The organism is Chitinophaga sp., assembly GCF_036569125.1.
Lineage (GTDB): Bacteria > Bacteroidota > Bacteroidia > Chitinophagales > Chitinophagaceae > Chitinophaga.
The window spans coordinates 1-22,419 of sequence record NZ_DATCRF010000426.1; the positions used below are offsets into that span (position 1 = coordinate 1).

Consider the following 22,419-nt stretch of genomic DNA (forward strand, 5'->3'; position numbering starts at 1 on the left):
GTATATTCCGTTGCTGTACTGTGATCCCAGCAGGTGCCGCCCGTTGCTGTACAGCTCTTTTCTGAACAGCACCTGCCCCTGCAGGTTTATAACGTTAATGGTACAACGTTCATCGGGCACCTTATCAAAGCAACCGAAGAGCTGCCCGTTTACACTATAGGCCTGGAAGATGGCGCTGCTACCGCCTGGTGTGGGTGTAACACCTTCTTTTTTAAATACTACTGAAAACCGGCTGCTATAGTCGCCTGCTTCCAGGTACAGCCGGTACTTGTACTGGCTGTACAGCTCCTCTGTTGTGCCGGATACGGAATCGCGCAGGTAAATATGCCATCCCGGTGGAATCCTTTCCAGGCTGGTGGTATGGAAGGTTACCATGCCTGCGCGGTCGGTGCGCAGGCGCAGCGGTATCACATCTGTGCTGTCCGGCTGTGCAGGCCATGCACAGATGGAGATGGCCTGGTCTGCAGCTCCCTGCACAAAAAGGTTGGGTACGCGGGAATTGGTGTTCAGTATTTTTAATGCATCCCTGTCCGTATCAAACGCTTTGGTAGCGCCTTTTTCAAAATAGATCACCACCGGGTCTGCGGAAAAGCCTTCATCTGAAAAACCGGCGCTTAGCCGCAGCAAAGGGGAGGTGTTCGGCTTTTCGCGGTGGAACACCGGCGCAGGATCGGTTACCCGTGCATTATTATTTACGGATAAGGTGCCGGATACCGGGTAGGCGCCATTGCTTACATGCACAAAGAATCCCTGCATGGCCGGGATAATGTAGGTGGCTATCCCGTTGCTGGATACGCCATTGATGTAGGAGCTGTATGTGCCGGTGTATTGATCTGTGCTGCCTGCATCAAAATAGTAAATGGCATTGTCAATGTTCGTACGTGTCCAGCCGCTGGCAGCGGTCCAGTCAATGGGGGAGGGATAGGGATTGCCTGCAAGCTGGAAGCCAAGCGTATAGGGCTGGTTGTGATTGATCAGTGTAAGGCTTACCGTGCCGTTATTTACCACACCGGTCATATCCACGGTTAGCGGGGTGCTGGCTGCACCAAAATTGGCTGCATAGCCCCGCAAGGGTACAAGCGGCGATGCTGCATTCGTATAGGCGGTCCAGCCGGAAGAGGCCTGGTTCTCCTCATATCGGTAAAAGGCAGGGAAAGTAGCGGCCAGGTTTATTTCATTGGCAAACTCGTTCACCGTTGCAGCCTGGAAGGGGGAGCTGAAATATTTATAGCCAAAACGGGAGGGCAGGTAACGCTGCATGGTAACATTTCCCAGTACCTGGCCGCTGCCGGATCCATCGATCAATGCAGTGCGTGTGGCCGTAGACGTGAGTGTGAGGTAACCGTTGCTGTTCAGCTGCCCTGCTGTAACTTTTAGTATGCCGCTGATATTAAGCATGCCGGCCAGCGTAACGCCTGCCGCATTATTGATGTTGAGGTTAAGGATCGTATTGGTAGCCCAGGTATTTGCAGGAACGGTTTGTGCGGTACCTCCGTTCAGCTCAATGCTGCCATTGCTGGCGGTGAAGGTGCCATTGCTGGTAATGGCGCCGCCTATCTGCAATAATGCGCTGCTAACGGTAACGGATGCACCGGTTTGTATGGTAAGGTCTTTGGCAATGGCTGTACCGGTGTTAACCAGCGGGTAATTAGTAAGGCCGGTAGGTATGAGCACATTGGTGGCCAGGGTAGGTATGGCCCCGGAAGACCAGTTACCGTTCACAAACCAGCTGGTGCTTACGGCGCCGGTCCAGGTGGCGGCTGTTGACAGCTGCGCTACAGCCAGGCTTCCGAGAGCAGTTAACCCCGTGGCTGTAATGGAAGTTGCGGTAGCAGGGTTAGTGGCCGGGAGCGACCAGGTGGCGCCATTGTAATTACCTGCTTTCAGGTTGGCTGTTACCACGCCGGCATCCACATCTCCCGCCACCCAGTTCAGGGTTATGGAAGCGGTAGTGAAAACAGTGCCGGTGTTGGTGAATGTCCAGTAGCGGTTAATGCTTTTAAGCGCATCAAGGCCGGAAGAAGCAAGAGCAGGATGGTCTGATGATACCGTTACTGCCTGCAGGCTGCCGCCAGTTGATACCACTGCAAACAGGGCCGTGGCAGGCGTATAGTTTAAGCTGTCGCCTATCTCAAATGTTCTGCTAACGCCTGAGCCGGTGGCTACCTGCTTTTGCAGGCTGCCGTACACCCATCCGGTTGCCTGTGCTGCATTGGTTACAGTGCCGCCTGTTGCCAGGATCACGGTGTTACTGCCCGTACGGATATTCTTTTGTATAAAGTTCAGGGTGCCGTTAATGGTAATGTTGGATGATAAGCTAACCAGGCCGGCTGTTTTATTGGTGGTAAAGTTCTGGAAGGCGCCGGTGGAAAACACCTGCTGCGTACCGGTACCGGCAAATACCATGGTAGATCCGGTGCTGGTAAAGGCGCCGCTGGTCATGTTCCAGTTGCCGCCAATCGTATCTGCAAAACTACCGGGAACAAATGTGCCGTTGGACAGCGAAAAATCATTCAGCACCTTCAGCACAGCGGAAGCTGTTTTGGTACCGGCTGCTGAAATGGTAAGATTGCCGTAAGCGGTTGCAGAGGAAACGGCTTGTGTTATACCTGCGTATTCAACGGTGCTGAGCGTATCCAGGGTATAGGTAGTGAAGGCGGGCAGCGTATTATTTCCGCGGATGATAAGCCGGGCATTGTCGTCAATGTTAAGGTCACCCACATCCTGGGTAAGTGTAAAGGTAGAGAGGTCCAGGATGCCGCTGGAAATATCCAGGGATGCAACAGCAGTAAGGTTTTTGGCCAGTGTTACGGTAACGCCTGCATCTTTTGCTACTTCCAGCTGGGCCAGCGCAAAGGAAGTTTGTGTGCCATTGATCACAGCTGCTGCTGCACCGGTCATGATCAGGGTGCCGGGTGTTGCAGTAAAGGCGGTGCTGTTGCTGTTGTTGCTGAAATTCCTGCTAACGTTGAAATCCGATTCTGCAGTGACATTGCCGGTAATAATGAAATCATAAAAAGTAGTACCCGGGCTGCCTGTAAGGCTTCCGGCAGCTGCGCTCATGGTAAAGGTGGAGGTGCCGCCATTAAGGGTGCCATCGCTTTCAATATCCCCTCCAACGGTATAGGAAAAGCTGCCTGCATTAAAAATACCGGTGCTGCCTATCTGAAAATCTGCCGCTACATTCCAGCCTGCGGCAGGTGTTACACCGGCGCTGTTGGTAATAACCACATTATTTAAAGCGGTCGGGGTGCCGGTAACGGCCATGGCGCCTGTGCCGCCGAATAATACCGTGCCTGTGCTGGTAAAACCTGTACCGGACAGCTGGATGGTTTTTGCGGAAGAAGGATTGAAGAAAAGCGTTCCGCTGCTGGTAACCGTTCCGTTATTTGTGAAGCTTCCATAAATGGTATGTGTGCTGGCGCCGCCATTAAAAGTTGCCCCGCTGCTGATGTTGAATGCAATAAACACATTCCATCCCACGCTGGCTGTAACCCCGGCTGTATTATTGATATTGAGGGTAGCGTAAGTGGGGGAGCTGGTGGAATTCAATACCGGTGAAACATTGCCGTTGAAATTAATAATACCGCTGGAATTGGATACAACGGCATTCACAAAGCGGATGGTTTGCAGGCTGGTGCCGCTAAAGGTAGTAGTGCCATTGCTTACCAGCGAACCGTTGTTGGTAAGGTCGCCGTTCACCGTGGCCAGGCCGCTGCCGCCATCATACGAGCCTCCTGTGGCAATCAGCAGCAACCCGTTATAATTAATGTTGCTACCGGCTACGGTGTAGCTGCCGAATACCGTTACCCTGTTAAACGTGGTATTGCCGGTAATGGTTTTGCCCGTTCCGTTCAGCGTTACGGTGCTGCCGGCAGCGGTATAAGTACCGCTGTTGGCCCAGTTACCGTACAGGTTAAAGGTGAACCCGCCTCCGTTAAAGGTAGCGCCGCTGTTGATGGTTACATCGCCGTTCACTGTTGTAACGGCGCTGAGGGTTTTTGCATTTCCGCCACCGTTGCTGAATATAAGGTTACCATAGCTTTGCCCGCCTGCTACTGTTTGTGCGGCCGTGCCATTATAATGTACGGTGCTGCTGCTGTTCAGCGTATATACGGAATAGTTAGCCGGGAAATTGTTTGCACCGCCTGCCAGCAGCACGGTTCCTGCAGCAAGGGACATGCTTCCGCCCGGTGAGCTGCGGCCGGCTGTGAACGAAGACAGGTCCAGGGTGCCGGAGGCCAGGGATAAATTACCGTTTACAATCAGGTTGCCCGTTAGGGTAGCGGTACCTGATGATTTATTAAAGTTCAGGTTATTGAAAGCGGAGGCGGATATAGTTTGCGTATTGGCGCCGGTAAAATTAACGGTGCTGCCTGCGGGTATGAACGTACCGCTGTTAGCCCAGTTACCGCTAACAGTAATGGCGGCGCTGTTACCACTCAGCACCGCGCCGGAGGCAATGGTTACATTACCGGTAATACCGGTAGCTGCCGTTAGCGCAAGGGTGCCGCCTGTTACTGAGAGCTGGCCGTTAATAGTTGCGGCGGCAGCGGTAGTAGCGGTACCGCCGGTTTTTTGAACAACCAGGTTGTTGTAGGTAAGGCCTGCCACGTTCTGTGCGGCAGCGCCGTTATAGGTAACAGTGCTGCTGCCGGCAGTAAAGCTGCCGCTGGTGTAGGTATAATCGCCCCCGATATTCAATGCGCCGGCGCCGGTAAAGGTAATATTGGCCCCGCCGGATTGTGTGAGCGCGCCTGATACATTTACCGTGCCTGACCCTATATTCAGGTTGATGGCGCGCCCGCTGGTACCTTCGCTCAATGCCAGGCTGCCATTGATCGTCATCGTTTGGTCGTTAACGTTAATTGTATGCGTAGCGTTAGCCGTCCAGTTGCCGGTGATATTACCCTGCGTTGTTAAAGCGCCGCCGGCCGTAAGTCCCAGGGTAACGGCCTGTGTGCTGCCCAGTACAATGCTTTTAACGGTAACGTTGCTGCTGATAACAGGCTGGTTGGTAAAAACTGCGGTACCTATTTCCACAATATCATTTATACCCGGTGGGGTAGTGGGGGCTCCCTGTACAGTGGTCCAGTTAGCGGCTGTTGACCAGTTATTGCTTACGGAACCATTCCACCTTACTACATTGGCGTTATCGGAAAATGTCCATCTGCCCGTCATGCTCAGCAAGCCGCTCTGCTCCACATAATTGGCCGTGGTGCTGTTAGCCGTTTTCCCTACGGTGCTCCAGCTGCTTCCGGTGTTGCGCCATAGTCCCATACCGGATTCCGAATTACCATTCAGCTCATTATCCTCATAATGCAGCCGCAGTGTGATCAGCGACAGATTAAGCAGGCCCTCCGAGACAATGGAGTATTCCCGGTTAACACTGGCCTTTGAGGGGAAGTCGCTAACAGCGCCGGATGTTACCGTTACGGTGATGGCGGAGAGGGTATTTACGCCGGTCATTGTAATGGTATTGTCCGGCCCTTCAAATGCGTAGGCCACTCCAAGTGTAAAACCATGCTGGCGCCGGATATTTCCCAGTATAATACCATTGCCGTTCCGTGTAGTGGTAATGGTTAGCGTATTGGCGCCTGTTCTCAGGCCGCCGGTTGTCATATTCACTACTGCCGCCGTTATATTGGCCAGCAGGGTTACATTCAGCGCAGCAGTGGTTTTATTAACCGTTAATGCATTAAAAGTAGTGGCCCCGCTGATAGTAGTACCGGCTGTGCCTCCCATTACTATTGTGCTGCTGCCGGCGGTGTAGGCGCCGGCATTTACCCAGTTGCCCAGCAGGTTATGTGTAAAGGACGATCCGTTGAAAGTGCAGCCGCCGGCTATATTAAGATCACCGTTAACGGTAATGGCGCCGCCGGCGGTTTTGGCGCCTGTATTGGATAACAGGAGGTGATGATAAGTGCCGGCATAAATAGTTTGCGGTGCGGCGCCATTATAGCTGACGGTATTGGGTATGGAAGTAGTAACATCCAACACGCCGCTGCTAACGGTGAAAGCGCCGGCAATACCCATAACAGCGTTGGATGAAAGCTGCAGGGAGGTGCCGGCAATGGTAACATTAAAAAGGTTGGCAGTACCGTTTAAGCTGCTGCTGCCGGTAAAGGTAATGGTGCCGGCAGTGGCGGTAAAGCTGCCGGTTACTTCCAGAAAGGTGTTAATGGTAAAGGAAATGGCGGTGGTAACCGTGCCCTGGGCTGATAAGGTGCCGAATGTAATAACGCCTGCCCCGGAAATGGTTTTGCCGGCGCCCGGCATATTTACCCTTCCGCCCGTGCCATTGAAAGTGCCGCTTACCGTGAGGTTGCCGTTCAATGTGATGGTGGTGGCTGCGCTTACTGTGCCGCTGATAACAAGGTTCTCGAAAATGAGATCCATGCCTGATATTGTTTTGCCGGTGCCGGTCATGGTGATGGTGCCACCGGTTCCATGTGTGAAAGAACCGGGCTCTATGTCGGCCAGGTCGCCTGCTATGGTTATAGCCGCAGCGGTAGCAGTGATCTTGTTGGCAGCAATGGTCAGGTTATAAAAACCATGTGTGCCTGTGCCGCTGATCACGGCGCCGGCCCCTGTCATCCGCACGGTGCTGGTGCCCCCGCTGAAAGTGCCTGCTATTGCCCAGCTGCCCGCAATGTTATGTATAAAGCTGCCGCCGTTAAAGGTAGTACCGGCGCCAATGCTCACACTTCCATTCACAGTAATGTTAGCTGCGGCCGTAAAATTAACAGCAGTGGCGCTGCCCTGGGTGCTGGTTAAATTACCTTCTATGGTAAATGCGGTAGCGGGCATTGTTTTCACCGCCGTTCCTGTTGAGCCATTGAGCAGCAGGTTGCCGTAGGTTTGCGGAGAAACGGTTTGGCTGCCGCCGTTGTACTCCACGGTGCTGGTAAGGCTTAGCGTATTGGTGCTAAAGTTGGCCGGGAAGTTACCGGCGCCGCCAATCTGAAGGTTTGCCCCATTGGATACGCTGAGCACACCACCGGCAACAGTGGTGCCCCTGTTAGCGGTGAAAGTGGAAAGGTTAAGTGTTCCGGAAAGCACCTCAATGCGCCCTGTAGCGGCGGTAGTTGCGTTCAGCGCATTCAGGTTGGCTGAAGGTGTTTTAACGGTGCCTGCCCCGCTTATACGCAGGGTAGAGTAGGTAAGGGCAGGGCGGATGGTTTGATTGATGAGGGTTGCGCTGTATGCAACAACAGATCCTGCGCTTAGTGTAACGCTGCCTGAGAGCCCATAGTTATCCGTAAAGTTGGCGGCGGTCACATTTAAGATGCCGGTAACATCCACGGTAAGACTGCCTGCTCCGGATACCACATGTGGTGTAGCACTTTCTGCGGGAATAAAGGTGCCGCTTACAGTAAAACTGTTGGAAACACTAATATCGCTATTCAGGGTAACGGTGCTGCTGGCGTTCACAGACAATCTTCTGAAGGGAGTGGCTACGGTACCGCTGATTGTCTGGGTAACGCCGCCAAAGCCTACCCTGGCATTGTTCTGCGTAGTAGTATAGGTGCCTGCATTATCCCAGTTCCCTTTTACGGTGATGGTAACACCTCTTTGTGTAATGGCGCCTCCTGCCTGGATGGCAACGTTGCCTGCTACCGTCAGGTTTTTTGCCACTGTTAGCACAGGGCTGTGTGTGGAGCTTATAGTAAGGTTGCGGGTAGCTGAATTTGTATTTATGGTAGGCTGAAAAGATCCTGTGAAGCTGGCATCCCCAATAACAGCATCTACCGTGGCAGTGGGAACGCCTGCCGTCCAGTTAGCGGAGTTATTCCATGAGGTGCTGACCGTTCCCTTCCAGCTGGTTTGGCTAAAAGACAGCAGGGGTAAAAACAGGAGCGCACCCTGTGCAATGACAGATGAAAACAATAATTTATAGTTCTTACTATTCATTTTACATGCTGTAGGTAGCAGGCAAACTGCCGGCGGCCGTTATTTCAGCACCAACTCTGCCTGCGCCAATGTGGCCCCGGTGCCATCGTCTGTGGTTGTTCCATATACCACTACCAGTTTGCCGCTGTGATAGTTAATGCCGGGTTTTGCCGCCAGTGGCACCTGCATATGCCGCAGGCGGTTAGGCGTATAAACGGCCATTCCTTTTACATCAGCTACCCGGGTGGTTTTTCCCCTGGAAGAAATATGATCTACTGTAATGTTGCCATACACGGAGGTATTACCGCTGCGGTTAAATACCATCTGCAGCTTTGCCCCGCTGCCTTCCGTAACCAGGTTCAGGTCTGAAAGGCTTACGGCGCCTGTTTTCGGGCCATAGCGGATAATAACGGGAATGGATATCCCAAATACCGGCGTTAGCCGCACGGATATGCCTTCCCCTTCCTTAGCGGATGCCGGCGCATCTTCTCCCAGGGCCTTTTCATTTGGCTCTGCCCGCAGGTATATGTGCGAGCGGTATTCACCGGAATCCAGCTGGCTGGTATTTACCAGCTGCAGCTTCACTACCTGGGCCTCATTGGGAGGTAACACCACGGTACGCGGGAAAAAACGGATAAAGCTGCTGGCGAAATGCTGTCCCGAATCCGGTTCGCTGATCTTTTCAAAAGTGCCGTCTTCGTTCATCCTGATCTCAATGAGGGATACAAGGTAACGGGCTGTATCTTTCCCGGTATTGGCAATATTCAGCTCCTGCAGTCCTTTTTTACCGTCAAAGATCACCCGCATGGGGGTTACCAGCAGGTTGCCCTGTGCAAATGTTTGGGTGTTTATAAAAAGCAGCCCGCTTGCCAAAGCAATTACCAGCATAAAGAGGGGAGAGAGGGAATAACATTTCGGTGTACGTAACATTCTCTTATGTGTTCATAATACGGAAATGGATCCGGCCGTAAGTACGGCGGATCATTGCCAGAATAGGATATGGAGCTTTAATAAAGGATCAGTTATAGTTAACCGTTACGTTAAAAGGCGTACCGGATACATAGACGCCTGCAGGTTGTGCTGCGCTTACATTCAGGGTGGCGCCTACATTCAGGGTTTCCGTGCCGCCGGCTAAGCTGCCGTTTGCGCCTGAAGGATCACTCGTGAAATTGGTAACGGTCATTGTATTTGAACCGCTTGTAATGGTGAGGGCTGAAGAGGGCAGGGTAATAGTATAACCGTAGCCGTCTACTCCTGTTACTGTAAAAGATGCAGGGGCTACTGTTCCGTTATCAGCGGGCAGGGTTACACCGCCGGTGGCTGAGCGCACGCCTGCAGGCGTTAATACAACCGTACCGCCTGCGGTTGATTGTACGGATAAGATCCCAAAGTTCATGTCAACATCCTTGGTAATAGCAATAGGCGTTACAATGGTTGCCGTTGCGGTGGCGCTTGCCGTTTCCTGGGCCCTGGCGCTGATCCCGAGACTTATAAGCCCTAATGTAAGTGTGTAGAAAATTGCTGTACTTTTCATAGTTTGGATTTTAATACAAGAAAGGATGTACATAGGTTGTACAGTTGTTCTTCGTTCGGTGTGGTTTAATTTATAAATGTATCCGGTGATAATGATCGTTATTAAACACATACGGAATAATTTAGGGGCTGGTTTCATTATACCACAAAAGTTCACAGCACCGGGCGAACCAGGCAGCCGGTTACTTTAAGCATAATCATTGATTTGATCCGCATAACTTTTTAAAAAAGCGCCGGCCTAATTTTGTACTGTTAATTATTATTTGATATGAGAACAGTACAACAGCCCATCCATTCAGGATGGAATGCAGCAAGCACCGCTGCGGAAATAGCTGCCGGACATGACCTCACCGGAAAGGTAGCTTTAGTGACGGGCGGAAATTCCGGTATTGGTTATGAAACCGTGAAAACCCTGACCGCTGCCGGAGCACAGGTGGTAGTGGGCGCCAGGGATGCGGGTAAGTGGGAGGACCGGCCTGCTGCGCTTAAGCAGGCAGTCTTTATTCCCCTTGACCTGGCAGATCCTGCTTCTGTAGATGCTTTTGCAGCACGCTTCCTGGCGGAATATAACAGCCTGCATTTACTCTTTAACAATGCCGGGATCTTCCGGCCGCCGCAATTCCTGAAAGACAAACGGGGGTATGAGATCCAGTTTGGCATAAACCACCTTGGCCATTTTCAGCTAAGCGGGCGCTTATGGCCGGCCTTAAAAAATGCGGGCGGGGCGCGGGTAATAGTATTATCATCCGTAGGCCACCGGCGGATGGCAGTGCAGCTGGATGACCTGAACTTTGAAAAACAGGCTTTTGACAAGATGAAAGCCTATGGGCAGTCTAAAACCGCTAACTCGCTTTTTGCGGTGGAGCTGGACCGCAGGGGCCAGGAGCATGGTGTAAGGGCATTTGCCGTGCACCCCGGAGCCATCCGCACAGATATCTTCCGTTATATGAGCGGGGAAGAGCTGCAAGTATGGGAGCAGCAGATCACACGCTTTAAAACCCTGCAGGAGGGCGCTGCCACTGCAGTATGGTGTGCCCTCAGCGATCAGCTGAACGGCATGGGGGGCGTTTATTGCGAGGATTGCGATCTTGCAGCGCTTTTGCCCGATGATTCCCCCGCCACCGGTTACGGCGTTCGCTCCTTTGCTGTTGACCCGGATAAAGCAGCCGCCTTATGGCAGCTCAGCGAAACAGCCACCGGGGTAAGATGGCCCTGATACATTTGAATTTCATAATTTAGGGATATGGATCCCCATGAGCACATTGAGCAATTTTTCAGAAGGCATGGAAGCGCCTTCAATGATGTTGGCGGTTTTTACGTGTACCGGGTGGACGATACTCATCCCTCCCATCCATCGCCATTCACCCGGCGGGATTATTATAAGATCGCACTGCTGCTGGAAGGAGAAGCCCTTATAACTTATGCTGACCGCAGCATTCCGGTTAAGAGCGGCGCTGTTATTTTCAGCAATCCCATGATCCCCTATGCCTGGCAGCGTGTTTCGGAAAAGCAGCGCTATTACTTTTGCCTTTTCACCGGGGAATTTGTAAGCAATCAGCTTAAGCGTGAAAGCCCTGCGGAGTCTTCGCTCTTTAAGGTACAGGGCGATCATGTATTGTTTGCAGATGAACCGGCAAAGGAAAGGATAGCCGGCATCTTTGAAATGATGCTGCAGGAGGCGGAGGGACATTACAAATACAAGTATGATGTGCTGCGGAACCATGTACAGCTGCTGATACACGAGGCGCTTAAAATTGCTCCCCCGGTGGATTCGTATAGCCATACCTCTTCCGCTGACCGCATTACAGAATTGTTCCTGGAGCTGCTGGCCCGCCAGTTTCCCATCACGGCTACGCATGACCGGATCCGTATTAAAACAGCGGCGGCATTTGCAGCACAGCTATCCGTACACGTAAACTACCTGAACAAATCCGTAAAAACGGTAACCGGCAAAACCACCACTGAGCTGATTGCCGCGCATGTGGTTAAAGAAGCCAGGGCGCTGCTGCAGCATACTAACTGGGATGTGGCGGAGGTCGGGTACTGCCTTGGTTTCGGGCATGCCTCCAACTTTAATATTTTTTTCCGGAAGATGACCGGTGAAACGCCTAACCGTTTCCGGGCGGGATTGTTAACGCAGCATTGAGCAGTGCTTTAAACAAGAAGCGGACCTGAAAGAATGTAAAATGTAAAATCATAAATGTAAAATGTAAAACCGACGAAGGAGGTTCATAGAGACCATTGAAAAGACTTTATGAACGACATAAATGTAAAAGTGGAATGCAGCAGCTAAGGGACTGCATTCCACTTTTACATTCAGGATTTGAAATTTTACATTTTACATTCTTTTTGCTCTTTAATGCCAGAACCGGCTGCGGGTATTATGCCGCCTGAATTTCTGTATGGTTTCTGCGTTGCTCCTGAGCAGTTTGTTCTGCTCGGAAGGCTTTGCCGCTTCAAATGCCAGCACTGATTTAAAGGCCATCACCATATCATAATCCATGGCCACCTGGCCTGAATCAAAAGGAACATTGCCATAATCGTCCCTGAACCATAAATTCCATTTAGCGCTGCCCGGGGTATAAACCAGCAGCTTATTACCGGGAGGGAACGGGCCAGGCAGCAGGAACGATTTAAAGGTATCCTGTGCAGGGCTATGGCAGCTCATGCAGGACGACAAGGCCAGGTTGGTATACTTTTTACCGGTGCTAACATCATAGGCTTCCTGGGCAACCGCGCCATCATTGGGGCCGCTTAAACGGCCGCCCCAGCCCAGTGTTTCTTTACTATATGCCGGCGCTAAAGGGTTAATAACCGTTTCGCTCAATTTAGGATAGGGTGGCGCCAGCGGGCTGTTTACCCCCGGATCATTGCCCCACATGGCTCCCAGCGGAACCATTTTTTCCCAGGTTGATCCTTTACGGTCTTTATCATATACAAAGGTGGAATAAACCCATCCTGTTTTAGGGGCTGTTTTGCTATCCTTCACAATTACATCCATCTGGAAAAAGCTAACCTTCCGCATCTGGTATCCTGTTGCGGGATCGGCCGATGTGGGAATGGTATCATAAACGCTGAAGGTTTGTGCATTTTCCATTACCGGCCATTGCGGATAATTGATGTTTGAAAATGCCAGCTTTACAATAACGCTGCCTTCTGTGAATTGTGTAGCATCGTTCAGCAGGTTTACGCTCTGGCCTGTTTTGCCCCAGATCTGCCCTACGGTATATGCTGCTGTGGAATCATACAGCACCAGCACATATCCTGATTCATCTTCCTTTAATGTTTTAAACATATTGGCCGGGTTGCCGTTGCCCAGGTAAGTGCCCAGGATGGCCTCTCTTTGTGTGCCCAGCCAGGGCTCATTAAACCAGCCGTACTTAGCGGATGTCCATGAGCTGTTGTCGGTAAAAAAGGGTAATAAGCGCGGGGCAACATAGCTTTTCAATGAATCCATGTAAGCAAATACATTCCATTCGGAAATGGGTTTTCCCTTTAATGCCTGCTGCCAGGGGGGATTAACAACCGGAGTAACGGATGCCGGATAATCATGGCTAAGCTCAAATAAGGCATTAGCATACTGCTCCTTGGATGGTACAGAATCACGGTGGTTCAAAAATGCGCTGTCCAGCACAATAGGGTCCGGACCGGTGCTTGTTTCCGGTTCTTTGGGTTTGCTGTTGCTGGCGCAGTTGTAGGCAAGTATGCCCATGACAAACAGGGTAAATAAAGCGCCTGTGACACTTGATCTTTTTTTCATTGCGTGGTGATTTGGTTTTAACATTAGGTGGTCTATGGAAAAAGGCCATTTGAGTATGGGGGATCTGCAAGTTTACCGGTCTGCTTTCTCGAACACGTAGTATAAATATATGATAAAGAAATAAAGCTACAATATTTTAAATAAATAAAATTGTTCGCTTACAAGGGGTTAGGAGGGGCGGGGCCGAAGAGGGGTGTTTATAAGTGTGCCACACTTTTAAGGTGTGGCACACATTGTAATTAAGGTTGTGAAAGCACGGTGCTGCTGCAGGTGCCGTTTGATTCCAGCTTTAAGAGCTGGAGTGTTGATCCTGATATAGTAACCCTGCAGGTGTTAAAACCGCCTGCACAGGTTTGCCTGTATACACAGGGGGAGCCCTGGCTGGGAACCTGCTGAAGGTTCGTATATCCATCTCCCCCGGACCTGCCGGCTGTAGCAAAAGCGCCGGCAATGGCAAGTGCAAATACGGTTACTGACAGTCCAATTTTTTTAAAGTTCATGACAGTGAAATTTTAATTCGGATACGCGCCTACTATTTTCTACAGGTTTTCGGCTTTGCCTGTTCTATTGCAATAGAATGATGTTAATCTGCTTTAATGGAATATGCATTCAATGTTTGATCATACAGCGCAAACAGCCGGCGGCCTTTTACAATGAAATCCGACATGCGCTCCTTTCCTTGAAATGGAATGTATAAGGTGTGGAGATAGGTTCCTTTATCCAATGCATACACGTCGATGATCTCCTGGTGCTGCCTGGCCTGCCTGTTCTCGTTATCCGCCAGCAGGGTAGAAAGTACATAGATCCTGTTGCCGGCAATCCTGGCCCTGCTGTTCACATAGGCAGGCGGCGCTGAGAATTTGCTGTCGCCGGTAGACATATGAGCTACCTGGATCTTGGCTGTGGTATTGGTATCCAGGGTATGCGCGGTGTAGATCACCTGCAGGCTGGTATCCAGTGTTACAAATGCATTGCGGTAGTGGTAGACGTATACCAGCTTGCCGGTTTGCTTATCATAGTCCAGCGTTCCATCTGTGCAAAAGATGCCATCCACCTGTTTTGTGATGATGCCTTTCCCTAAGGTTACATAAGGCGGATCTGTGCTGATCTTTGCAAGGATGTTTTGCCGGTTACCTGAAGAGTCTATATGAATGCTGCGCGATATAAAAGAAGCGGGGGATACATTTTGCAGCATATTAAAAAAGCAGCTTTGCGGCAGGAACCGGCTCATATGCAGGTCATCCAGCTTTCCCCTGTAAAGGGTAGGGGTGTTACCTTCTGCCATATACACGGCAGGAGAATCTACCATGATCCGCGCCAGCTTCCAGGCATAGCGCTCTTCCGGGGAAATTTTAAGTGTGAGCTGCTGTGTATCCTTTAACTGCTGATCTACCGACAGCAGATGCAGCGAGGCGGAATAGTTGCCGAGGTAAATATGCTCACTAGTATATCCTGCAATATAATAGGCCGGATATTTTAATTCCAGCGAGCTTTCCAGCACAGCTACTTGCGGCTGCAGCTTACGGTTAAAACCATTCTTATAATCGTTCGGCTTATCTGCAAAAGCATACAGGATAAGCACAAGGGCAAGGCAGGCCGCCACACAGAGTGCGGCAAACCGGAAAGGGTGCTGCATCATTATTTATCGGTTAAGCGTGAACAAGTTTGGTTTGGCGGGGAGGATCTGATGGCTGTTTCGTGTGCAGCCACATGCCCAGCAGCGCCAGCAATACAAAGCCGATATTAAAGTACAGATGCTGTTTCCAGGTCATGCGGGAAATAACGCCTCCGCATGAACAGGGGATCCTTTCTGATAGGGTTACCAGCACAATAATGTAAGTAGTGAAAAGCACCATCATGGCAAAAGATGCGTAGAGGCCCAGGCGCCGGTAACGCGGAATAACCAGCAGCAGGGCGATGAGGATCTCTGCAAGGGGAACTACGATTGCCAGCACAGGCGCAAACCGGGTAAGGAGCGGCGATTGCCCTATGACCACCCGGAAATTTTCATAATCAAGAAGCTTACTAACGGCTGTATATACGAATAATAGAATGAATAGGAGACAGATCGTCTCCAGTACTGTTTTTCTTAACATGGAACGTGGGTTTACAAGGTTATAACGCAATCTCAGGGCGCGGGGGCCTGCAAATAAACATAACTATGATCTGGAATAATTTTGGGCGGTTTACCGGGTTCACACGGGTATCGTTGGCTATTCTGTAACCTAATTTACAAAGATATTTTGAATATAGTGCTATTCTGAATCATAAACATTTACCGTGGATCTGCTTATGGAATGTTCTTTGGGATACAGGATAATTATTCACTTTAAATGTAGAAGCATATGAAAAGAGGAATTGTATTTTCAGCAGTATGCCTTGCAGTAATATTGTTAGCCTGGACGGACCTTGATCTGGCTGCTTCCCGCCAGGAGCAGGGCGACAAACAATTTATTATGAAAGCAGCGCAAAGTAATATTGCAGAAATAGCTGCAGGAAAAATGGCCCTGTCAAAAGCTACCTCTGCCGATGTTAAAAAGTTTGGGCAGATGATGGTAGACGACCATACCAGGGCCCTGAAAGAGCTGGATTCGATTGTACGTGCTAATAAAGGGCCGGCCCTGCCTGCTGAACCAGACCCCGCGCATAAACAAGCTGCGAAAGAGATGGAAGCATTAAGCGGAAAAAGTTTTGACGCGGCTTACATCAGCTCACAGCTAAAAGATCACAAGGAGGCGATTGCGTTATTTGAGAAGGAATCCAGCACCGGTACGGATGCGGCAGTGAAATCATACGCCATTAAAACGTTGCCGCACCTGCGTATGCACCTGGAACATGCCCAATCCATTGCATCCACTGTGAGCAAATAAAGCTGTTATTAATTAAGCAAGGCATTGGGAGCAGCTTCGTTTGCTGCTCCCAATGCCTTTGCCTGATAGTTTAAACACCAACGCCGTTTATATGGTGATGTTACAGGAATGTTTTTCCTTCGCCAAGTTTTGAAATGTTCTGCATTTCTTTTGCCTGCTGGCTCCAAACCTGTTCGCCAATTGGCGTGGCCACATTAACTTCTTCGCTGCGCTGCATGCTCAGCGCGTAATCAATGTCACTAACGCCTTTTATGGTTCGTGCTGTGCCTGTAGGTTCTGCATTCACCAGGCCATTAGTTTTTAAAACATGGCTGATAGGATCATCAATGAATTGCCAGGTTTCTCCCAGCTGGGTTGATTCTCCCTCATTCCATGGGCCGCGTATATCTGCTCCGCTGGACATGTTGAAATAAAGATTGCTGTACCTTGGGTCTGACTGCAGCACGCCCGGCGGGAAGTTTGGCTGAATGGAATTCAGGGCAGCTTCAAACATCTGGAAGTGCGCTACCTCTCTTGTCATCAGGAAATTAAGGGTTTCTTTTACGTAAGGATCGTCTGTAAACTGTAACAGATATTCATATGTGATCTTAGCCCTTGATTCAGCCGCAATATCGGAACGCAGGTCAACGGTAAGATCTCCGTTACAATCGCCGTTAATATATGCTGCAGACCAGGGAACACCCTGGCTATTGGTATATGCCGGCCCGCCTCCCGTAGATACCAAGACCTGCGGCGCCACCATGCTTTTATGTATAAACTCTTCCCTGGCCTGTTTGCCATTCAGCAAAGACATGATCTCTGACTCGTCGGCCGCTTTTTTCAGATCGCCATTAATGCCCTGCAGCAGCATCTGGATGGTGGCGCCAACTATTTCAAGATGGCTGAATTCTTCTGTGGCAATATCCATAAGCATGTCATACTTGTCCGGAAAAGGATTCCGTGCTGCGAACGCCTGACCGAAATAACGAAGCGCAGCAGCTAATTCTCCATTTGCCCCCCCGAATTGTTCTAATAACAGGGTTGCAAAAGCCGGGTCTGGTTTGGATACGCGTGCGTTGAACTGTAGTTCTTTTACATGGTAAAACATAATTAAGGGTTTTTAATGCCAGCGCAAATAAGAAACCATTCCGGTTTAGCACCAGATAGCGTAGGCAGGGAGGGCTTGTACCAAAGCTGAGCTCTATTCTATGGGTAAATGATTGCTCACTGTAACAAATAACGTGCAGGGGATTAACGGAGGTTTAAGCAGGTATATATGAGTACGCCTGAAAAGCGAAAAGCATACAGCGAATAACCCGTATTAAAGGGTTTCCGCCGTATGCTTTGCGCGGGCTGTTATTGTACCGGATCCAGGGTACAGGTGAGCGTTCCATAACCCAGCTGATCAAATCCACCGCTGGTGCCGCCATAATTCCCGCCACCGCCTTCCGGCCTTACTTTTTCGGCAAACCGCTTACTGTAGGGCGCTGCCAAACCTTTACGTTTTGCATAATGATTATACACCAGCTCCCAGATAGGGCGTACGGAACCGCGTGACGCTTCACTGATAATTGTCTGATTGACACCTAAACAATTGGTGTAAGCAACATATGGCACAGAATCGCCAAGGTTGTATTTGGCTACATATTCAGCCCCTTTCAGAAAACGGTTATCGTCATAGCCGTACAGGTCATTGCCCTGGTTCCAGGCCATTTCACAAAAAGCGCCCATCAGGCCAATACCCAGTGTGTTATGGCCCTGGTCACGGCCGCTTTCCTGCCATTGGCCCAGTCCTCCGGGATGGATGTACCATACAGCGTTCATAATACAACCGTTGCCAGCCCCGTGTTTGAAATAGGCAACCGCCTCATTATAAAGGTCCCGGTTATCGCACAGCACACCTATGGCTAAGATGGAGTTCATTACACACAGGTCCCAGTTAGCATAGAAATGGCTCATGCATCTTTCCCTCCTGGTAAGGAAGCCGTGATTAAGCGGATAAAAAATATTTAACATCATTTGCTGGAAGCGTTTGAAATCTGCAGCCCGCCATCCCTGGTAGCTGCGCATGATCTCTGCTGCATTGGCAAACTGGTATCCGTATAAGCCTGCTGCCAGGTTCACATCATTATTTCCACCCAACGCGGTTAGCTTTGCAGACCATGCGTTCATAATAGCGATGGACTTATCGGCATAAGCTTTGTCGCCGGAGATCTTCCACCTTAAGGCAGTAGCATAGGCAGCTGCAATATCATTATACAGCTGGCCGTAGTTTTCAGCATGCACGCCATCGCTGCCCCTGTAAACAACTTCTGAGGGGTTAGGCTGCCAGTTAAGCGATGCATGTGCATTAACGGTTAGCTTGGTCCAGCCGGAGAGCCAGGGCTGGGCGCCTGCATTTACCTTGGCCTTCATACGGTCAAAATCCGTTTGCTTATGCAGCAAACCCGGATGTACAAAGGCAGTGTCATGATCGTTTAAGGGCGTTTTTTCTGCGGAGGAATCGTTTCCGTCTTTTTTACAAGCGCTTGTAAATGAAATTAAAAGCACACAGGCCAGTGTGCGTAGGCTTAGGTTTTTGATCTTCATAGGTGCTTCGAACGGTTTTGATTAGATAAGTATATGGTACGGCGAAGGTACAGGATAAGTTGCCTGTTTAATAAAATATTTAGGCCTGGCTGTGTTAAATTTTAGCGGAAGTAGGGTACTGGCTGATTATGAAGGTGGATGAGGACTGGTAAAAATAGTTACGTTTATACTCGATAGTGAGTCTTATGGTACAAAGGTGAACCGGGTTTTATTATATTGTTTATAAGGGGTAATCACACCGCCATGGATATGTAAACAGCTTTGGATTAACATGAAGGTCAAGCAGCAGGTTTATGAGCTCTTCCTCTGTATTTAAATAATACCGCTTCTTATTAGGCATTATCAAATTCTCATCTCCTACAAAATCGCCCATTTCCTCTTTTTCAAGTTCAAAATCGTAAACATTATATATGTGTTCTGGAATATTCCTAGCCATATGGCGCTCTTTGGGTTGAAAACTGCGCTTATACGTACACTCCTTGTTCATAATCGAACGATCCTGCGACTGGCGAAATATAACAATGTCTTGAAATAAAGCGACTTACATCCCTGGCATAACGTTTGACCCGGGCTAACGGCCATTCATATACGCCATAAAATAGCTATCACGCATGAGAAGGATCTTAATTCACCTGTTGTTACTGACCTGTTATGTAACACAGGCAAGCGCGCAGTCGGCCTATGATTCGGTTGACATAGCCGTCAAAAAATTTATGAACGATCAGAACATCCCGGGCTTTGCTGCCGGCATTGTAAAGAACGGAAAATTAACCTGGTCCAAAGGTTACGGCCAGGCTGATATTGCCCATAACAAAGCTATGAGCATAGATGGGATCATGAACATCGGCTCCGTATCCAAAACATTTACAACAACGGCGGCCATGCAGCTTTGGGAAAAAGGGTTGATTGACCTGGATGCTGATGTAAACACCTACCTGGATTTTAAGATCCGCAATCCAAAGTACCCCGATAAGCCGATCACCATTTTCCAGATCCTAACACATACTTCCTCAATCATCGACGGCAAGGCCTATTCAGAAAGCTATGCCTGCGGGGATCCCGGTCTGTCGCTGAACGACTGGATCCGTGGCGCCCTGACACCCGGCGGTACCTTCTATAATGACGGCAATAGCTTTGGCGACTGGGCGCCGGGCGATAAACGCACGTATTCAAACGTTGCTTTTGGATTGCTTGGGCTGATCGTTGAAAAGGTGGCCAAACAACCCTTTAACTTATATTGCAGGGAGCATATTTTTCAGCCCCTGGGCATGAAACATACCGGGTGGATGTTAAGCGAGGTAGATACCGGCAATTACATCAGGCCCTATGCCTATATCACGGAAGGGAATAGGAAAGAGTATATGACCTATGCCCGGCTGTTTCCCAATGAGACTGCGTTTAAGGTGGGTACCTTTATCCCGGTGTGCTTGTATAGTTTTCCCAATTATCCTGACGGACTTGTGAGGACCAGTGTGCGGGAAATATCGTTTTACCTGGCTGCGCTCCTGAACGGCGGTGAGCTAAACGGTAAACGGATCCTGAAGCAGGCCACCATTGAAAAAATGTTTAGCCCGCAGCTTAAGGATTACACTGCCCAGGGTTTAACCTGGCGTACCTCTGAATTTGAAACGCCGTATGGTAAGGTGAAGTTATGGGGCCATTCCGGCCTGGATCCCGGTATTCAAACATTCCTGTTCTTCAATCCTGCAAATAAGACGGGTGTGATCACTTTTCAGAATAATCCTGCTGACGGGATCCAGGCTATTGTTGGAAAAATATACGGGGCTGCGGCTGGTAAAGAATAAACAGGAGCAGGAGTGGCTTGGGATCACGCTGCTTACGCAGAGAAAATTTATTTAACATTAGCAAATTTTTAGCAGTGATGGACCTGTTAAAAAAAGCTATATTCGTCAGGATATTTTTAACCCTCACCCTAAAGCACCATTATCTATGAGGAAGATGTTCCCTGTTTTATTAATGTTAGGCCTTCTTTTTTCTTTTTCCAGCTTTGCCCCGGCAAACTCCGGCGCTCCTGTGATCATGAAGAGTATGCGTGTATACTCCTTTCCGATCACCGGCACTACTGACGGCACGCCGGGAGCGGGCCAGCCGGCAGGCACTATTGCCTATACGGTGAACGGTAGCGGAACTACGCCAACCAGCATCACATTCTCTACGCTGAGCGGCACATCGCTGGGCACTTATGGTTTTACCCAGAGCTCTCCCAACAATTACCTGGCTGTAGGTATGAAAGCTCAAACCTCTATTTCCGGAACGTATTTCCATATCAGCGGCGCCTGTGGTTCCGCGGGGTATTGCATGGAGTTCATTGGAGCATTGTAATCTCGCGCTTAAATCTTTAATGCCAGGCGTCTCCGGATGCCTGGCATTTTTTTTAGCGGCGCAGAATATCGCTCAATTGCCCTGCAAACCTGTTAAGCAGGCGGCGGTCATCTGTAATGATCTCACCCCTGCGCCAGCAGGCTATTGCGGAAAAGCGCTGCAGGGCGGGCAGGACCGGAAGCTTTGTATTGCCACGCTGAACGGCTGTGAATTTATAGATCTCAAAGAGATTGTGTGGTGCAATGCATTTCCCCCCGCCACCTGGGATTTTATGAGGATCTGCTTTGCGCCAATAATTTTTTCCGCATCCATAATACCTCTATCATCAACCTTCGTTTTATCAAAAGCTATATAAAAGGGAAAAACGGTTATGTGATCATGGCCAATGGCGCCCGTCTGGAAATTGCACAGCGGAGAAAAGGTGATTTTTTGGGGAGGTTTTGAAAGGTTAACGCACTGTACTATTCTGACCCTAATGGCGGTTCCGCCGTTTTCTTTTCAATCATCCAGTGATGCCCGAAAGGGTCTTTTACGGTACCCTGCCGGTAGCCGTATTCATAATCCTTAACCGGGCTTAATACAGTACCGCCGGCAGCAGTAACTTTGGCTGCTATTGTATCCGGGTCCGGAACCAGCAACCCCATCACAACGGTAGTGCCACCCAGGGTTTCCGGGCTGAAATTATTGTCATTGCTTACTTCTTCATGCATGCGGAACGATGCCCCGCCAATGATCATTTCTGCAACATGTACGCTGCCATCCGGATTACTTACGCGCCATTGCTCTATGGCGCTAAATACATTTTTATAGAAATCAATAGCAGCAGCCAGGTTTTTGAGGTATAACATGGGCGCTAAAGCGGTGGTATGATCTTCCATAACGCTGTTTATTTAGGTTTAAATGTAGCCCTATTTAACCAGGATCGCGTCCTTGCTTTTATCCGGCAGCTGCATATCATGGAAAGATGAGCGCTTTACCTTGTTTAGCAACAGCACCGGAAGGGCGGCTGCTTTTGAGATTTTTATGCCGTCCAAATCCAATCCATCCATATCGTCAAATACGCAGGCGGCGCGGTACTCATCGCCGGTAGCAGTCAGCTTTACATTCTTCATTTTAATGTTATTGGCATGTCTTACATAAAAGCCCCATGCAGGCAGCTCTCCGAACATGGAAAACTCCGGGTAATCGCCGGCCTTCTCCGGTATATTTTCCACGGAATCAATATTGGAAAAGGCAATATATTCTTTCGCATTGCCATTATACGCTATTTCAATGTTCTCCAGCGTAATGTCTGACACGGGATATCCCGGGATACCGGTAATGGATGCGGGGAAAATGTTATGCTCAAACAGCTCACGGGGCCCTTCCATCTGGTAACCGGCATCCGGTTTGCCTGCAGGCACCTGTACTTTAACATTGCCAATATAAACGCCTTTGATGTGGCCGGGAGGT

General features: G+C 49.8%; 17 protein-coding genes and 1 pseudogene. 6 read left to right on the forward strand and 12 right to left on the reverse strand.

The window, feature by feature from the left end; genetic code table 11:
* From VIM87_RS15835 to VIM87_RS15845, 3 genes are all read right to left on the reverse strand, one after another.
* The coding region (locus VIM87_RS15835) for a hypothetical protein (protein ID WP_331997934.1) at window positions 1-7,914 on the reverse strand (7,914 nt) is incomplete at its 3' end.
* Between the two features lie 39 nt (window positions 7,915-7,953).
* Entirely contained in the window at window positions 7,954-8,823 is an 870-nt protein-coding gene (locus VIM87_RS15840) for a hypothetical protein (RefSeq protein ID WP_331997935.1), read from the reverse strand.
* Window positions 8,824-8,911: 88 nt separating this feature from the next.
* Window positions 8,912-9,427 (reverse strand): DUF4402 domain-containing protein, encoded by a 516-nt coding sequence (locus VIM87_RS15845; RefSeq protein WP_331997936.1) that lies wholly within the window; start codon window positions 9,425-9,427, stop codon window positions 8,912-8,914.
* Window positions 9,428-9,694: 267 nt separating this feature from the next.
* Between VIM87_RS15845 and VIM87_RS15850 the strand changes: the two genes are divergently transcribed.
* The gene (locus VIM87_RS15850; protein ID WP_331997937.1) at window positions 9,695-10,642 is read left to right on the forward strand and encodes an SDR family NAD(P)-dependent oxidoreductase; all 948 of its coding nucleotides are present in this window, start codon (window positions 9,695-9,697) and stop codon (window positions 10,640-10,642) included.
* Window positions 10,643-10,669: 27 nt separating this feature from the next.
* Window positions 10,670-11,572 (forward strand): helix-turn-helix domain-containing protein, encoded by a 903-nt coding sequence (locus VIM87_RS15855; protein WP_331997938.1) that lies wholly within the window; start codon window positions 10,670-10,672, stop codon window positions 11,570-11,572.
* Window positions 11,573-11,782: 210 nt separating this feature from the next.
* Here the strand turns inward: VIM87_RS15855 and VIM87_RS15860 are convergent, their stop codons facing one another.
* The 4 genes from VIM87_RS15860 to VIM87_RS15875 all read right to left on the reverse strand — a co-directional run bounded on the left by VIM87_RS15860 (window position 11,783) and on the right by VIM87_RS15875 (window position 15,282).
* Complete coding sequence (locus tag VIM87_RS15860; protein ID WP_331997939.1) at window positions 11,783-13,186, reverse strand: hypothetical protein; 1,404 nt, start codon at window positions 13,184-13,186, stop codon at window positions 11,783-11,785.
* Window positions 13,187-13,425: 239 nt separating this feature from the next.
* Entirely contained in the window at window positions 13,426-13,686 is a 261-nt protein-coding gene (locus tag VIM87_RS15865; RefSeq protein WP_331997940.1) for a DUF6520 family protein, read from the reverse strand.
* 83 nt (window positions 13,687-13,769) lie between these two features.
* A complete protein-coding gene (locus tag VIM87_RS15870; RefSeq protein WP_331997941.1) occupies window positions 13,770-14,825 on the reverse strand; it encodes a hypothetical protein in 1,056 nt (351 codons plus the stop codon).
* A 10-nt stretch (window positions 14,826-14,835) separates the two neighbouring features.
* On the reverse strand, window positions 14,836-15,282 hold the full coding sequence (locus VIM87_RS15875) for a MauE/DoxX family redox-associated membrane protein (RefSeq protein WP_331997942.1): 447 nt from the start codon (window positions 15,280-15,282) through the stop codon (window positions 14,836-14,838).
* A gap of 249 nt (window positions 15,283-15,531) precedes the next feature.
* On the opposite strand from VIM87_RS15875, the gene VIM87_RS15880 reads away from it, so the two are divergent.
* Entirely contained in the window at window positions 15,532-16,056 is a 525-nt protein-coding gene (locus tag VIM87_RS15880) for a DUF4142 domain-containing protein (protein WP_331997943.1), read from the forward strand.
* 100 nt (window positions 16,057-16,156) lie between these two features.
* On the opposite strand, the gene VIM87_RS15885 is transcribed toward VIM87_RS15880, so the two are convergent.
* The 3 genes from VIM87_RS15885 to VIM87_RS15895 all read right to left on the reverse strand — a co-directional run bounded on the left by VIM87_RS15885 (window position 16,157) and on the right by VIM87_RS15895 (window position 19,060).
* A complete protein-coding gene (locus VIM87_RS15885; RefSeq protein WP_331997944.1) occupies window positions 16,157-17,143 on the reverse strand; it encodes a manganese catalase family protein in 987 nt (328 codons plus the stop codon).
* 248 nt (window positions 17,144-17,391) lie between these two features.
* Entirely contained in the window at window positions 17,392-18,624 is a 1,233-nt protein-coding gene (locus tag VIM87_RS15890; RefSeq protein ID WP_331997945.1) for an alginate lyase family protein, read from the reverse strand.
* 220 nt (window positions 18,625-18,844) lie between these two features.
* Complete coding sequence (locus VIM87_RS15895; protein ID WP_331997946.1) at window positions 18,845-19,060, reverse strand: hypothetical protein; 216 nt, start codon at window positions 19,058-19,060, stop codon at window positions 18,845-18,847.
* 175 nt (window positions 19,061-19,235) lie between these two features.
* On the opposite strand from VIM87_RS15895, the gene VIM87_RS15900 reads away from it, so the two are divergent.
* From VIM87_RS15900 to VIM87_RS15910, 3 genes are all read left to right on the forward strand, one after another.
* Window positions 19,236-20,429 carry a serine hydrolase domain-containing protein gene (locus VIM87_RS15900; protein WP_331997947.1) on the forward strand — a complete coding sequence of 398 codons (1,194 nt, stop codon included), beginning with the start codon at window positions 19,236-19,238 and terminating at the stop codon, window positions 20,427-20,429.
* Window positions 20,430-20,574: 145 nt separating this feature from the next.
* A complete protein-coding gene (locus tag VIM87_RS15905; RefSeq protein WP_331997948.1) occupies window positions 20,575-20,967 on the forward strand; it encodes a hypothetical protein in 393 nt (130 codons plus the stop codon).
* A 234-nt stretch (window positions 20,968-21,201) separates the two neighbouring features.
* Complete coding sequence (locus tag VIM87_RS15910) at window positions 21,202-21,411, forward strand: LytTR family DNA-binding domain-containing protein (RefSeq protein ID WP_331997949.1); 210 nt, start codon at window positions 21,202-21,204, stop codon at window positions 21,409-21,411.
* A gap of 17 nt (window positions 21,412-21,428) precedes the next feature.
* On the opposite strand, the gene VIM87_RS15915 is transcribed toward VIM87_RS15910, so the two are convergent.
* Together VIM87_RS15915 and VIM87_RS15920 are read right to left on the reverse strand one after the other, a co-directional pair.
* Window positions 21,429-21,845, reverse strand: coding sequence for a VOC family protein (locus tag VIM87_RS15915; protein WP_331997950.1), 417 nt, complete (start codon window positions 21,843-21,845; stop codon window positions 21,429-21,431).
* A gap of 30 nt (window positions 21,846-21,875) precedes the next feature.
* Window positions 21,876-22,419, reverse strand: a pseudogene (locus VIM87_RS15920) (glycoside hydrolase family 28); the annotation flags it as partial.

Coding starts and splice junctions, on each gene's coding strand:
- VIM87_RS15840 (WP_331997935.1), bottom strand. CDS start 8,823: ATGTTACGTACACCGAAATGTTATTCCCTCTCTCCCCTCTTTATGCTG.
- VIM87_RS15845 (WP_331997936.1), bottom strand. CDS start 9,427: ATGAAAAGTACAGCAATTTTCTACACACTTACATTAGGGCTTATAAGT.
- VIM87_RS15850 (WP_331997937.1), top strand. CDS start 9,695: ATGAGAACAGTACAACAGCCCATCCATTCAGGATGGAATGCAGCAAGC.
- VIM87_RS15855 (WP_331997938.1), top strand. CDS start 10,670: ATGGATCCCCATGAGCACATTGAGCAATTTTTCAGAAGGCATGGAAGC.
- VIM87_RS15860 (WP_331997939.1), bottom strand. CDS start 13,186: ATGAAAAAAAGATCAAGTGTCACAGGCGCTTTATTTACCCTGTTTGTC.
- VIM87_RS15865 (WP_331997940.1), bottom strand. CDS start 13,686: ATGAACTTTAAAAAAATTGGACTGTCAGTAACCGTATTTGCACTTGCC.
- VIM87_RS15870 (WP_331997941.1), bottom strand. CDS start 14,825: ATGATGCAGCACCCTTTCCGGTTTGCCGCACTCTGTGTGGCGGCCTGC.
- VIM87_RS15875 (WP_331997942.1), bottom strand. CDS start 15,282: ATGTTAAGAAAAACAGTACTGGAGACGATCTGTCTCCTATTCATTCTA.
- VIM87_RS15880 (WP_331997943.1), top strand. CDS start 15,532: ATGAAAAGAGGAATTGTATTTTCAGCAGTATGCCTTGCAGTAATATTG.
- VIM87_RS15885 (WP_331997944.1), bottom strand. CDS start 17,143: ATGTTTTACCATGTAAAAGAACTACAGTTCAACGCACGCGTATCCAAA.
- VIM87_RS15890 (WP_331997945.1), bottom strand. CDS start 18,624: ATGAAGATCAAAAACCTAAGCCTACGCACACTGGCCTGTGTGCTTTTA.
- VIM87_RS15895 (WP_331997946.1), bottom strand. CDS start 19,060: ATGGCTAGGAATATTCCAGAACACATATATAATGTTTACGATTTTGAA.
- VIM87_RS15900 (WP_331997947.1), top strand. CDS start 19,236: ATGAGAAGGATCTTAATTCACCTGTTGTTACTGACCTGTTATGTAACA.
- VIM87_RS15905 (WP_331997948.1), top strand. CDS start 20,575: ATGAGGAAGATGTTCCCTGTTTTATTAATGTTAGGCCTTCTTTTTTCT.
- VIM87_RS15915 (WP_331997950.1), bottom strand. CDS start 21,845: ATGGAAGATCATACCACCGCTTTAGCGCCCATGTTATACCTCAAAAAC.